This window comes from Pseudomonas sp. NFPP07 (genome assembly GCF_900115645.1).
Lineage (GTDB): Bacteria > Pseudomonadota > Gammaproteobacteria > Pseudomonadales > Pseudomonadaceae > Aquipseudomonas > Aquipseudomonas chlororaphis.
Map to the genome: position 1 here is coordinate 167,782 of NZ_FOXG01000001.1, position 14,313 is coordinate 182,094.

The following is a 14,313-nucleotide window of genomic DNA, read 5'->3' on the forward strand; positions in this document are numbered from 1 at the left end:
AGAGTCTCTAGATCGAATTATTAACAGGTTCTTGGCGCTTTGAGCTTAATAATAAAAAGGGGATCAGAATAGAGGCAACGAGAAGAGCCACCGAAGCCAATTCCCCTCTGAACAAATGAAGCATGGAAGCAACGGTCAGCGCATATACACCCAATGCTCGGTCGCTTTGGGGGTTATAGATAACAGCCCCATAAAGCCGTCCCCACAGGAGCCCGAGGAACAAACCGCCGAGTGAAACACCGAGAATACCAAAGTTCATATAAAGCTCGCCGAATATACCAGGCGGCAAGGTTGTACCTTCCATCAACCACTTATCCGGCCAAAAAGCTCCTGTAAACACGCCGGCAGCGGTCAGCGGTTTATCGGGGAAAAGCCCAGATGGAATCAAAATCAAAACAATCATTAACAATGTCGTTCCATTTTGCCATTCAAGACCTTGCGGCATAGCATCGACCAGTACAGTCATGGTCTGAAGCTGCATCAGGTTTCCTGTAAACTGCGTCGCCAGAAAGTTAACAAAGGATAAAAATACTCCCTGTTCTTCATTGATGAAAAAGAATTTCCCCGTCGCCAGAAACTCCTGCTTAAGCAGGTGATAGATCATCAAGGAAACAAACATCACAAAACCCAGCACCGCCCCTTTTACTAGGCTGACGCGCTGGACCCGGTAATGCCTGACAATTATCAGCGACAACACAATAATAAAAATGGTCGATTTCTGCCCTTGCAGTGCGCAAATAAATAGCCCCGCAAAAAAATACAACCAAAAGCAGAATCGTTCAAAAAGCTTCCTTTTTTTCCCACGTGTGAGACGGATAAACCATGCCAACGACACCGAAAGGAACAGGTTCTGCAAAAGGAACAAACCATTCAAACCAGCAAATGCCCTGATTCGATCACTGGCCCCCTGAAGCAATCCCGAAACGCCGCCCAGCACGACCAAAATCATGGTAAACGCCAGCAGCGCTATCACAGTCAATACAAACGAACGCTGGGAGAGAATTCTGGCACTGGCGATATAACGGACCTTGGCCGGTGCAGCGAACTGGGTCTTGCGCCCCAGGTAACATCCCACCAAGACAAATAAAAGTGCTGCGGTATACAACAGAAGTGCGGCATCAATGGATCCGTTCTTATCAGCGAAGTCAAACTTCCAAAACTGACTAAACCCATCAAACCCCATGATAAACGGGTATAAGGGAACGATCACGCCAGCAAACCAGATCACCAGAAAGAAAAAACCCACACTAAAGCAGTCAAAACTTCTTTTTTTAGCTGATGACATAAACCAGCTTTTCTTCAACATGATCTCTTCTCTCCCGGCATTATAAATCAGCTAGGCGGATTCTCACCGCAGAGAACAACAGCACTACTGACAGCAGTGCACCAGCCGTATAAGCCGCAACCCCAGCCCATCCCTCCAGAACCGGAATACCTACATAGAGAAGAATAAGAACAAGCAGCCCCTCCAAAATATTGACCTTAAGACTCAACCCAAAGACCCGCAGCGCCACCAACATTGTTCCACAAGCAAGCGCAATTGCTTTTAACGGCAAAGTCAATGCCAATACAATTACGTACAAAGCTGTAGTTTTGTAAACACCGCCGACAAACAACCACCAGATTGACGATACAAAGATCAATAGCAAGGCAACAGCTGACGACACCTTCAGCATACTTTTTGAAACAGCAGAATATTTTTTTTGCAGTTCATCTGGATGCTGAAGTGCTTCAACCAGATCAGGCAAAGCTCTCTGGGCAATGATAGCCAAAGGCAAAAGCCCAAGAACAAGGCTCAGTATCGCTATACCAAAAAAACCGATTTCTTCTGTTCGGATATGAAATGCGGTCAACATCAGGACAGGCAAACTATCAACTAACAAACGAACAAAAAGGCTAGCATTGATAGTTACACCAGATTTGGCAGTAAGCATCAATTCCCTTTTGTCCACTGCCATGAAGTTCAGCGCCGGTAAAATATAGCTTCTAAGCTTCCACCATACAGCCATCAGACAGAAAAACTCTGCTAGATAGCGCGCTGCCATCCAACCTTTTACGCCATATAACTTTGTCAGTACGACATGCAGTACAACGCCCACCGCTGTCACCAGCATTAATAGAATATAAATCTCACCAATTGCTTTCGCCCCTTGGGCAAAGCCTGTGCTGACACGTAGCAAATTGGTGAGTACAACTAAACCGCACGTTGTAAAAACATAAGAGCTTATCGCTGAAGTCAGAACAAACTCATGGGCCACGAATATTCCAAAAATGACGACACTGGATGCTAGCGCGACAAGTAAAAAAACCTGTCGCAGTACCGCACTCTGATTAGAAGTATCGCGATGAGCCGCCGTATCCCGAATGGCGATACTTTGCATACCCAAACTACCTGCTAATACAACCAACGCAATGACGGTCTCCAAGGAACGCACAACCCCTACAATCGAGGGATCCACCCAGGGAGTAATCAAAAATTGACTGATGATAACGCCACCCTGGATGCAAGCGGTGATAACAAAAAGCTGCAATAGCCTCGAACTCTCGAAAAGGCTGATCAGACGAGCTAGCACGCAGTACCACCATTAAAATTATTTATCATACTCAATGAAAGCTACCCCTTCTTTTCTGGCGACAATGAATCCAGAACACTTTTCAGCGCAGCCCGACGGGATGCGATCGAGTAGTTAGAGGAAATCCATTGATGCCTGGCCTGCGCTTCTCCCTCCGCAATAGGTGTAGCCACTACCATTTCCATGGCTGCGGTAATCTCTTTCTGGCTGTCCGGCTGGACCCAGTAAGCAAACTCCCCAGCGACCTCAGGTACCGCACCTCTTGGCGAGGTGATTACTCGCGCCCCACAGGCCAAAGCCTCGCCTATTGCATGGCCAAACCCCTCGTAGAGGGTAGGCTGAACATAAGCAAGACATTTACGGTAATGTTCAAGCTTCTCTTCGTCGGAAATCATCCCAACAAACTCGACCTTGTCTGCAACACCCAATCTATGCGCAAGGCTTTTCAGCTCATCCAGATAGTCACCATGCTTACCAGCTACCACCAACCGAAGCTTGCTCGCTTTTTTCGCAACTTCTGCAAATGCCTCAATAGTCGGAATGAGACCTTTACGAATAGCATTAGTCCGGCTTGTCCAAGTAACGGTAAAAAAGTAATCCGACTCAGCAGACGGAGATTCGCCCGGCGAGTAGAACTCTGTATCGATTGCCAATGTGGCATAGACTGGATTTTTTACCGGAAGGTTGGAAGTAACTTCTTCACACTCGGATTTCGAGATAAACAGGTTTCTATCGGCCAATAACAAAGAGCTACGTAGCACAAGCTTCTGCCACCATGGCCGATCCAGATAACAGAGCCCTGGAATTTCTTTTCGACAGGTGGAGTAGTCAAAAGCTCCAGTTACCACAACCGGTCGGCGGCGAAGTTTTCCCGCGAGCAAAGGAAAAGGTGAATGCCCCCACCACCAGCAAAAATAAAGATCGGCCTTCCAATCCAGAGTCCCTGGCGTCCCGGAAAGCACAACCTCATGCCCGAGCTCTTTAAGAATCCGAATATCGACTCTATAAAACTCAACTTTATCAAACAGCTCACGCCAATTGGCGTGAGCTGACATATTCGCAAAAAAACATATACGCACAGTTCACCAACCCGCTATAGCCATTAACCTTGGACGCTTATCTTTTGCTGATACATGGAGAGAAGTGTCTCATGCAAACTAGGCACCTCTAACACCCCCACGATATCGAAAAGCTTGGCCGAACTTCCATAAAGTTCTTTTACTTCATCGCTCCGGACGAAAGCCGGGTCCACTACTATATTAGGCCGATACCCAGCAATCTGTACCATTTCGTCAATCACGCTGAGCAAGGAAATACTCCGCCCCGAACAGATGTTGACAAACTCACTATACTTTTCGCATGTCAAAAGGCGCGCATAGGCCTCAACCACGTATCTCACATCGGAAAGATCGCGAGAAACGTCCAGATTTCCCAGCCTGATTTCCTTTTCACCTCTGGCAAAAGCACCGACGATCTTGGAAAACACAAAGGACTCCGATTGACCTGGCCCCGTGTAGTTAAAAGGCCGCGTCACCAATATAGGCAAGCGAACAAACCACTTACGGAGCAGCGCCTCCATGGCGAACTTGCTCAGAGCATAATGGTTCATCGGCTGTGGCTGGGCAGACTCCACGATAGGTGACGAAAGAGCGTTGCCGTAGATATTGGCGCTACTGGCAATTACCACCTTTTCGATGTCTATTTTCGACTCGATGATAGCGGTAAGCAGGCTTTCCGTACCCAGTACATTGACTCGGTAGTAGGACAGCGCATCACTGGCAGTCACATGTGCCAAGGCAGCCAAGTGGATGACATGAGTCGGTTGAACCTGCTTGATCCAATCGCACAACCGATCAGTCTCATTAAGGTCAGCTTCCAAGTGATCAAACTCACAAGGTAGTCGCTGCCCTCCCAGGCCGGCAACCTGCCAGCCAGCCTGGGTCAGAGTCTCGGCCAGGTGCCTCCCGGTAAAACCGGAGAGGCCCGTGATCAAGACCCTGCGGTCATTAGTGTGAGACGCCATTACGAGCCCTTCTCAAGTCCGCTTCTACCATCAATTGGCAAAGTTGCTCCAGCGTCGTTTCAGGCTTCCAGCCCAGGCGCTCCTTGGCGAAAGAGGGATCACCGATCAACAATTCCACTTCTGCAGGTCGGTAGAAACGCGGGTTAACTTTGACTCGAGTCACACCTGTCCTACGGTCGACACCAAACTCGCTCTCCCCACTTTCACGCCAGTCAATATCAACACCGACAGCCTTGAAACTCATGGAGACAAAGTCACGAACGGTTTCAGTGCGATTTGTAGCCAGTACAAAAGTTTCCGGAGTATCGATCTGCAACATGCGGTGCATGCCATCTACGTACTCTTTGGCAAAACCCCAATCACGCTTGGCATCCATATTGCCGAGTTCCAGAACTTGCTGAGTACCTATTTCAATATTAGCTACCGCGTCGGTAATTTTTCGAGTAACGAACTCTTTACCTCTCAGTGGGGATTCATGATTAAACAAAATACCGCTGGTAGCGAAGATACCATAAGACTCACGATAGTTTATCGTAGTCCAATGAGCGAACAACTTCGCCACTCCATAAGGGCTCCGAGGATAAAACGGGGTACTTTCGGATTGGGGAACAGCTTGAACCAATCCAAACATCTCAGAAGTCGATGCCTGATAATAACGTATCTTGGGGTTCACGATCCGAATTGCTTCAAGCAAATTAAGCGCACCAACACCAGTAATCTGAGCCGTAGTGATAGGCTGATCAAAAGAAACACCAACAAAACTTTGGGCTGCGAGGTTATACACCTCATCCGGCTTGCAGTTTTCAATCAAACGAATAGTCCCAGCCAGATCGGTCAAGTCAAACTCGACAAGATGCAGGCGATCATGGTTCAGGACACCTAACTCTTCCATCCGCCAGAAGTTTACAGAACTTGTACGCCGATATGCTCCGTATACCTCATAACCTTTTGATAATAGCAACTCAACAAGGTAAGCCCCATCCTGACCAGTAACCCCGGTGACCAGCGCATTCTTCCGCATTTGTACAGCCCCCATTTAAATCTTATACACGACCGTAAGTATCATCAAATCGAACAATATCATCCTCACCCAAGTAACTTCCGGACTGAACCTCGATGATTTCAAGAGGTATCGTGCCCGGATTGGAAAGACGATGAACATGCCCAACAGGAATATAAGTACTCTGGTTTTCGTTCAACTGAAAAACCCGATCCTCACAGGTAACTTCTGCTGTACCAGAAACCACAATCCAGTGCTCTGCGCGATGATAATGTTTCTGCAAGCTCAGCGTTGCCTTTGGCTTGACCAATATCCGCTTCACTTGAAAGCGCGAGCCGGAATCAATGCTGTCGTACCAACCCCAAGGCCGGTGAACGCGACGATGCAGTTTGGTCTCACTCCGCGAGCAGACATTCAATGCTTCGACAATCGCCTTCACGCCCTGACTGCGCTCCTTGTTGGCAACCAAAACAGCATCAGGCGTCTCGACGATCACGATATTGTCGAGACCAACAGCGGTCACCAGACGGTGAGAAGCGTAAACCAGCGTATTGGCGCTGGATTCGACAATCACGTCACCATGAGTTGCATTGTGGCGATCATCCTTCTCGCTTGAGCGCCAAACAGCATCCCATGCCCCAAGATCAGACCAGCCTGCATCCATCGCCAGCATCTTGAGTTGCAACTCAGGGTGTTTCGCACAATGCTCAATCACCGCGTAATCTATCGATTCCGACGGGACAAGAGAGAAGGCATCGGCCTGAGGCCGAATAAATCCATTATCCTGAGTTCTCTCGGCCCAGGCTTTCTCAGTGGCCAGGAAAATATCTTCCCTGAAAATTTTAAGCGCCTTCAACCATACGGATGCTCGCAGAACGAAAATACCACTGTTCCAGAAATAACTACCTTCATCCAGATACTTCTGTGCAGTTTGCAGTCCCGGTTTTTCAACAAAGGCGTCGACTCGCTTAACTTCAGCGGCATCTGTTGAATGAATATAGCCATAGCCTGTTTCAGGGCGATCAGGTTTTATACCCAATATGACAATATCGCCGTCCGCTGCAACTTCAACAGCCTTGCTGATTGACTGGGTGAACATCTGCACATCGAGAATCATTTGATCAGCAGGTGCCACAACCAGAATTGGATCGACTTGTGACAGCTCATCCCGCGCATAGAGAGCAGCCAGTGTGAGTGCGGGTGCCGTATTACGCCCTATAGGCTCGAGAATGATGGAGCTCTTGCTCAGTTTCATCTCCCGAATCTGGTCCAGACACAGGAAACGGTGCTCATCATTGGCGACGATACAAGGTGGCAGCAAATCCGAGCCTGGCGCAGCTATCCCTATCAACCTAGCGATGGCTTGCTGAAATAAGGTTTCGCGACCTGATATAGCTAGAAACTGCTTAGGATAGAGCGTTCTGCTAAGGGGCCACAGGCGCGTCCCGGCGCCTCCGGACATGATTACCGGAAGAATCTTCATACAAACCAGATCCCGCGAGTATCAACTATCTGACGCCCCTCCAGCGCCGACGCTGGGACAGCCTTGAACTGTTTGTGATCTACCAGAAGCAAAAGAACATCCGCCCGACTGAAGGCCTCTTCTATCGCACACAGTTCCACGCCAGGCAATGCCAGGGCTGCCGGCAAAGACTCGATATTGGGTTCGACTGCCAGGACTTTGCCGGAGTGAGAGCCCGCAATATGCTTGGTAATTTCCAACGATGGACTCTCTCGCAGGTCATCGATATCAGGCTTGAATGCCAGACCAAAACAGGCAATAACAACATCTTTCTCGGACTTTTCAGGATTGTGCGAAAGATGCTCAGCCACCGCGGCATCAACTTTTTCAACAACCCAAGATGGTTTGGAATCATTGACCTCACGAGCAGTTTTGATCAGTTTCGCCTGACCTTCGGCCTGACTGACGATGAACCAGGGGTCGACGGCAATACAATGCCCCCCCACGCCGGGACCTGGCTGCAGGATATTAACTCGAGGATGTCGGTTAGCCAGCTTGATGAGTTCCCACACATCTACACCGAACTTATCGCAGATCATAGAAAGCTCATTGGCAAACGCGATATTGACATCACGAAAGCTATTCTCGGTCAACTTGCACATTTCCGCTGTGCGCGCATTGGTAAGAATGCACTCACCTTCTACAAACAGCTTGTAAAGACGGGTAGCGACCTCAGAACACTTAGGTGTCATACCACCAATAACCCGATCATTTTGCACCAACTCACGCAGCACATGGCCAGGCAATACGCGTTCCGGGCAATGAGCAACTCGAATATCCGATGCCTCGCCATGAGTCTGAGGGAAGGTCAGGTCCGGACGCACCTCGGCCAGCCACTGCGCCATCTGCTCGGTTGCCCCTACAGGCGAAGTGGATTCGAGAATAACTAGGTCACCCTTTTTTAGAACAGGCGCAATCGACTTGCTTGCAGACTCGATATAAGAAAGATCTGGAGCATGATCACCCTTGAAGGGAGTAGGTACCGCAATCAAAAAAGCATCTGCAGGTTCTGCACGAGTGCTTGCACGCAAATACCCTTCGGTTACGGCAGCATGAACTACGATATCAAGATCAGGCTCTACGATATGGATCTGCCCACAGTTGATGGTATCTACGGCTTTCTGGTTAACATCAACACCAATAACTTTTATCTTTCGCGAAGCAAACACTGCAGCAGTGGGTAAGCCGATATACCCTAGGCCAATCACGGAAATAGTGGAAAAGCTCATAACGAAACCTTACTTTTTAAAAGTGGCAAGAGTATTAATAATCCGGGCACAGGCATTACCATCACCATAAGGATTATGAGCAAAGCTCATTTCCTGATAAGCATCGCTATCAAGCAAAAGCTCGCGCAGATTGCTGGTAATCTTTTCCTTCTCAGTTCCGACCAATCTGACGGTACCGGCTTCGACGGCCTCCGGGCGCTCAGTAGTATCACGCATAACTAGCACTGGCTTACCCAGGGACGGAGCTTCCTCCTGCACACCGCCGGAGTCCGTCAGAATCAAGTAGGAACGGTTCATCAAATAGACGAAAGGAAGATAATCCAATGGTTCGATGAGATGAATATTATCGATACCAGACAGTAAACGATTAACAGGTTCGCGCACATTAGGATTCAAGTGCACAGGATAAACAATTTCAACATCATCAAACTCACGAGCAATAGAAGCCAGCGACATACAGATTCTTTCAAACCCGTCACCAAAGCTTTCGCGGCGATGCCCCGTCACAAGAATCAAGCGCCGTTCTGTTGAAAGAAACTTGAACTGCTCCGAAAACTGCTGATTCAGCCTAGTGTTAGATCCGAGCTTTTCAACAACATTGAGCAAGGCATCAATAACAGTATTGCCAGTTACATAAACCGACTCCGGAGACACCCCTTCCTGCAACAAATTCTGTTCGGATTTTTGGGTAGGCGCGAAGTGAAGGCGCGCCAAAGCCCCTGTCAACTTCCGATTAGCCTCTTCCGGCCACGGCGAATAAAGATTGCCTGTACGCAGCCCTGCCTCGATATGCGCTACAGGGATTTGATGATAATAAGCTGCGAGGGTTGTTGCGAAAGTAGTTGCTGTATCACCATGCACCAGAATTATATCCGGCTTATAAGTGGCAAATACGCCCTTCATTCCCTGTAGAATACATGTAGTTACATCGGTAAGATCTTGGCCTGGCTTCATGATATTTAGATCGAAGTCCGGCTCAAGCTCGAATAACTCCAGCACTTGATCGAGCATTTCGCGATGCTGACCCGTGACACAGATTTTTGCGTCAAAACGCTCATCCGCACGCAATGCCAAAGCCAGTGGCGCCATTTTTATGGCTTCCGGCCGCGTCCCGAAAACACTCAAGATCTTTAAAGTCATTAGATTACCAATGATTCCATATCATTATTTATTCAGCAGTTCAGCCTGAAGCTTTATTACCGCCACATCATTGCCTGACCTATCGAACCACATAAGATGGGACGATTCCGCACCAATCGCAGACATATCACCGGGCATAATACATTATTCGGATACGCCCAGTGAACGATGCCTCACAAGCAGAGCTTTTCGCAGATACCGACAGAAAGCGCCCAGCGGCTACTATTTAGCCACTACCGATTACCTAATAGCGCCACAAATGCATTCAACACGGAATTTGAAGCGAGCAACCGTCAGCCAAGCCATCCTCCAGCTTCATAATGACCATTATGCCTGAACTGACCGAGCAATTCTGGGCGCCAAGCCAAGTTTTTTATGGTGCTAGAAGCGCCAAAGTGAGGCCTCGAACCGGGCAAATCACTACCGACCTGCCCGTAAAAGAAGAAAATGCCTGAGCCGATAGCCACTGGAAGCCTTTCCGCAAGGCAGCATCGATGCATGAACCGAACTCACGCCAAAGAAACGTCAAGCCCGTCAAGCAAAAAACCTGAGGCAGCCTCAGTAGCCGCTGAACACAGACATCACAGTCGAAAACACAGCCAACTCAGTGACCCACACGCGCCAAAGCTGAAACAATCTTTCTCAGGAGGATACAGCAGACCGACCTCTAGCTATCAAATAAACAACAAGCACCAGCCCGCTACTCCCGACCAAGCCAATCAGCAACCCCAATGCAAGAATCATGGATTTCACCGGCTTTACCGGCGTGTCATATCGAGCAATACCGCCATCCATTCGATAGACAGACACATCTCCAACTTTGACCTCAACCCCTTTATAAAAGTCATACTTACCTTGCAACTCACGCAAACGACTAATAAAGGGGTCATCGGATTTACGCAACTCCATATTTTCAATCTCAGCCTTCAAAGCCTTGGCCCCGCGCATATAAACAGGTTGACCCGCTATATTACCAGCAACCTCGATGGCCGAGTTTCCTGTTATGATCAACGGCTTTTCAAGCCCCAATGCTTCTGCAACTTGTAACGCCTCCTGAAGCCTAACAATAGAGTCCTCCCGCTCTTTCTGGCTAACATTACGCAATGCTGCAATCTGCTGCTCGACGTTTCGCGCCCCCACCTCAGCCTCACGCCTTACGTTGGCCAATAGCTCCTGCTTTGCCAGATCACTGGCACGAGCTACATATTGGTGAACCCACTCTACAGATTGAGCAGGACTTTCACTGCGCACAGTAATGGAATAACGATCAGGAAAATCCTTGCCTGGCAGAGTAATGCTCAACCTTTTGGAAAAGCCTGAATACAATCCATCTTGCGCCCCTTGGCGCTCCTCCTCACTCAAAGAAGGCAGATAGACGTTGTTAAAAAAATCTTGCCGGAGCGACTCAGCCTGAAAATAGGAAATAAATACACCATATACATCTTTAATAGTATAAGGGGTTAACTGAGAATCCTTAGTTCTACCATAGTTAAAATTTTCTATATCTTTCTGAGTTGGAGGCACCACATATCCTTTGGCTTCATACTCAGGTTTACTCAAAAAGGCAAAGGCGGCGGCAAATAGCACCGATAGTAACGTAAAAATCAGTATCCAAGCCTTTTTACCCCAAAGAACCCGAACAAGCTCCTGCAGATCCACCTCTTCATCTTTCTTGCTCACCATCAAGTCGCCCTGCATGCAAATCAACCTTTTAATTAAACACCCCGACTCAAAAATGCACCAACAACCCCATACCAGACACCCAAGAAAATCCCCTCATGCTAGACAGTCTTTGGCACCATAGCCGCACTACAGGCAACTACTATTTTTTTTGCCCACCCTTGAGCACAGCCCTCAACAATGGACCAAAAATCATACCAACCAACAATGAAAATATAATGTAGATAGAAACAGGAAATGCAGAAATAGAGCGCCCCAGAAAGCTCAATACAACAGCCTCCTGGTTCTCCAACACAAAAATGAGAATCGACAAGGCAAAAGCAAAAAAAACAATCGCGAGCAGCACACGCCTCAAAGTACGCATATGATCCCTCCCGCTAAAAACATCACACCTCCTCCTCTTCCTCATTCACCCGATCCCGAAGCTCTTTGCCCGGTTTGAAATGCGGAACGAATTTACCATCCAAACTGACAGACTGGCCTGTCTTCGGATTGCGACCTACGCGCGGTGCACGATAGTGCAGGGAGAAGCTACCAAAGCCCCGAATCTCAATGCGATCTCCGGTTGCCAGGCATTGGGACATTTGCTCAAGCATGGTCTTGATGGCCAGCTCCACATCCTTGGATGAGAGCAGCCCTTGATGGGTGACAATTCGTTCGATCAACTCCGACTTCGTCATATTTTTCCCTTCTTTTTCAAGCAGCTAGATAAGCGCTTCAAAGGTTTTAGCACGGCCGGGCGATTTTGAACAGCCTAAGCATTGACTTATCTTCCCCCTTGCGAAAACACCATAAACGAAGGCATTCAACAGCGCCTAAAACAAAAACTCCGCAGCAATTTGACCTCCCACCACGCCATCCTACTAGCGGCATATGACAAGCATGGTCCGCGTGAGGTAACCCGCAGGATTCCAGCCAAAGGGATAGTCACCCTCCTCGTCCTTGGCATCACTGGACCTGGCGATGACCTTATAGCCACCCCCCTTGCATTCACGCTCGGCACGCTTGTAGCACTTGCCCCATCCACCCCCAAGACCGGAGCAGTCGATCTCGATGCCGCTGACACCACGGACCGCATGAACCTTAGCATTGGTCGTACAGCCCACCAAAACTAGAACCGCAAAAATCACGATGAGATTTTTCATCTACTTCCTTATACGGGCAATCGCCCACCATCACTCAGCTCAAATAAGCCTAGCCCTGAATAGGTTATTGATCCGCTTAAGAAAATAGACACCCGAATGACTCTATTGGTTTCCCTTCCTTGACAGATGCAAGCCAGAACCCAAATCGCAGGCACAAAAAAGGGCGACCGAAGTCGCCCTTTTTCTATGGTCTGACAGAACTTAGTTCTGCTTTTCCATCTGTGCACGCAGCAGGTCGCCCAGAGTGGTAGGACCAGCAGCGATATCCGAAGCAGCTGGCTTGTCGCGCAGGCTCTGGATAGCTTCTTTCTCGTCTTCAACGTCTTTCGACTTGATCGAGAGCTGGATTACACGGCTCTTACGGTCAACGCTGATGATCTTGGCTTCAACTTCTTCGCCTTCTTTCAGGACGTTACGAGCATCTTCGATGCGATCACGGCTGATTTCGGAGGCTTTCAGAGTAGCTTCGATATCGTTGGCCAGGGTGATGATGGCGCCTTTGGCGTCAACTTCTTTTACAACACCCTTAACGATTGCACCCTTGTCGTTCTCTTGAACGTACTCGGAGAATGGATCGCTTTCCAGTTGCTTGATGCCCAGGGAGATGCGCTCACGCTCTGGGTCAACCGACAGGATAACGGTGTCCAGCTCGTCGCCCTTCTTGAAGCGGCGTACGGCTTCTTCGCCCACTTCGTTCCAGGAGATGTCGGACAGGTGAACCAGACCGTCGATGCCACCGTCCAGACCAATGAAGATACCGAAATCGGTGATCGACTTAATGGTGCCGGAGATTTTATCGCCCTTGTTGAACTGGCCAGAGAAATCTTCCCATGGGTTAGATTTGCACTGCTTGATGCCCAGGGAGATACGACGACGCTCTTCGTCGATGTCCAGAACCATAACTTCCACTTCGTCGCCGACTTGTACGACTTTCGAAGGATGGATGTTCTTGTTGGTCCAGTCCATTTCCGAAACGTGCACCAGACCTTCAACGCCTTCTTCCAGCTCAGCGAAGCAGCCGTAGTCGGTCAGGTTGGTTACACGAGCGGTAACGCGAGTGCTTTCTGGGTAACGGGCTTTGATAGCAACCCATGGATCTTCGCCCAGCTGCTTCAGGCCCAGGGAAACACGATTGCGCTCGCGATCGTACTTCAGAACCTTGACATCGATCTCGTCGCCAACGTTGACGATTTCGGAAGGATGCTTGATGCGCTTCCAAGCCATGTCGGTAATGTGCAGCAGGCCATCGACGCCACCCAGATCGACGAATGCGCCGTAATCGGTGAGGTTTTTGACGATACCTTTGACTTGCTGACCTTCCTGCAGGGATTCCAGCAGAGCTTCACGCTCAGCGGAGTTCTCGGCTTCGAGGACGCTACGGCGGGAAACGACAACGTTGTTGCGCTTCTGGTCGAGTTTGATGACTTTAAACTCGAGCTCTTTGCCTTCCAGGTGCGTAGTGTCGCGCACTGGACGGACGTCAACCAGAGAACCTGGCAGGAACGCACGGATGCCGTTAACGTCGACAGTGAAGCCGCCTTTAACCTTACCGTTGATAACGCCCTTGACCACTTCTTCGGCTGCGAAGGCTGCTTCCAGAACGATCCAGCATTCAGCGCGCTTGGCTTTTTCACGGGACAGCTTGGTTTCACCAAAGCCGTCTTCAACCGAATCCAGAGCAACGTGAACTTCATCACCAACATTGATGGACAGTTCGCCAGCATCGTTGTAGAACTGCTCAAGCGGGATCAGCGCTTCAGACTTCAGACCAGCGTGAACGGTTACCCAACGCGCTTGGTAGTCGATGTCGACGATAACACCGGTGATGATGGAGCCTGCCTGAAGGTTCAGGGTTTTTAGGCTTTCTTCAAAGAGTTCCGCAAAGCTTTCGCTCATTTTAATTCCTGTTGATAAGGGCGAAGAATACGCCCATCTGCCACATCCCAGACAATGTGGGTTACGTTCATATAAAAGAAGGACCGCAGGACTATGACTGGTCCC

Annotated in this window: 13 protein-coding genes; all 13 read right to left on the reverse strand. The window is 49.1% G+C overall.

Features of this window, described 5'->3' with window-relative positions; genetic code table 11:
* Positions 1–7 precede the first annotated feature (7 nt).
* A complete protein-coding gene (locus BM019_RS00760) occupies positions 8–1,306 on the reverse strand; it encodes an oligosaccharide repeat unit polymerase (RefSeq protein ID WP_009044996.1) in 1,299 nt (432 codons plus the stop codon).
* A gap of 19 nt (positions 1,307–1,325) precedes the next feature.
* A complete protein-coding gene (locus tag BM019_RS00765) occupies positions 1,326–2,573 on the reverse strand; it encodes a lipopolysaccharide biosynthesis protein (protein ID WP_009044997.1) in 1,248 nt (415 codons plus the stop codon).
* 41 nt (positions 2,574–2,614) lie between these two features.
* On the reverse strand, positions 2,615–3,628 hold the full coding sequence (locus BM019_RS30930; RefSeq protein WP_223816043.1) for a glycosyltransferase family 4 protein: 1,014 nt from the start codon (positions 3,626–3,628) through the stop codon (positions 2,615–2,617).
* 47 nt (positions 3,629–3,675) lie between these two features.
* The gene (locus tag BM019_RS00775) at positions 3,676–4,566 is read right to left on the reverse strand and encodes a GDP-mannose 4,6-dehydratase (protein ID WP_239691035.1); all 891 of its coding nucleotides are present in this window, start codon (positions 4,564–4,566) and stop codon (positions 3,676–3,678) included.
* Between the two features lie 13 nt (positions 4,567–4,579).
* Positions 4,580–5,617, reverse strand: a complete 1,038-nt coding sequence (gmd, locus tag BM019_RS00780) for a GDP-mannose 4,6-dehydratase (RefSeq protein WP_081232285.1) — start codon at positions 5,615–5,617, stop codon at positions 4,580–4,582.
* A gap of 22 nt (positions 5,618–5,639) precedes the next feature.
* Positions 5,640–7,079, reverse strand: a complete 1,440-nt coding sequence (locus BM019_RS00785) for a mannose-1-phosphate guanylyltransferase/mannose-6-phosphate isomerase (protein WP_092417390.1) — start codon at positions 7,077–7,079, stop codon at positions 5,640–5,642.
* Complete coding sequence (gene wecC / locus BM019_RS00790) at positions 7,076–8,347, reverse strand: UDP-N-acetyl-D-mannosamine dehydrogenase (protein ID WP_092417391.1); 1,272 nt, start codon at positions 8,345–8,347, stop codon at positions 7,076–7,078. The genes BM019_RS00785 and wecC overlap by 4 nt, the downstream gene beginning before the upstream one ends.
* 9 nt (positions 8,348–8,356) lie before the next feature.
* Complete coding sequence (gene wecB, locus BM019_RS00795) at positions 8,357–9,487, reverse strand: non-hydrolyzing UDP-N-acetylglucosamine 2-epimerase (protein WP_092417392.1); 1,131 nt, start codon at positions 9,485–9,487, stop codon at positions 8,357–8,359.
* A 642-nt stretch (positions 9,488–10,129) separates the two neighbouring features.
* Entirely contained in the window at positions 10,130–11,185 is a 1,056-nt protein-coding gene (locus BM019_RS00800) for an LPS O-antigen chain length determinant protein WzzB (RefSeq protein ID WP_062825053.1), read from the reverse strand.
* A gap of 124 nt (positions 11,186–11,309) precedes the next feature.
* On the reverse strand, positions 11,310–11,531 hold the full coding sequence (locus tag BM019_RS00805; protein ID WP_009045005.1) for a hypothetical protein: 222 nt from the start codon (positions 11,529–11,531) through the stop codon (positions 11,310–11,312).
* A 22-nt stretch (positions 11,532–11,553) separates the two neighbouring features.
* Positions 11,554–11,847: an integration host factor subunit beta gene (gene ihfB, locus BM019_RS00810; RefSeq protein WP_008042113.1), complete on the reverse strand. Its 294-nt coding sequence runs from the start codon at positions 11,845–11,847 to the stop codon at positions 11,554–11,556.
* Between the two features lie 183 nt (positions 11,848–12,030).
* Positions 12,031–12,312 carry a hypothetical protein gene (locus BM019_RS00815; RefSeq protein WP_092417393.1) on the reverse strand — a complete coding sequence of 94 codons (282 nt, stop codon included), beginning with the start codon at positions 12,310–12,312 and terminating at the stop codon, positions 12,031–12,033.
* A 201-nt stretch (positions 12,313–12,513) separates the two neighbouring features.
* The gene (gene rpsA / locus BM019_RS00820) at positions 12,514–14,208 is read right to left on the reverse strand and encodes a 30S ribosomal protein S1 (RefSeq protein WP_007931318.1); all 1,695 of its coding nucleotides are present in this window, start codon (positions 14,206–14,208) and stop codon (positions 12,514–12,516) included.
* Positions 14,209–14,313 lie beyond the last annotated feature (105 nt).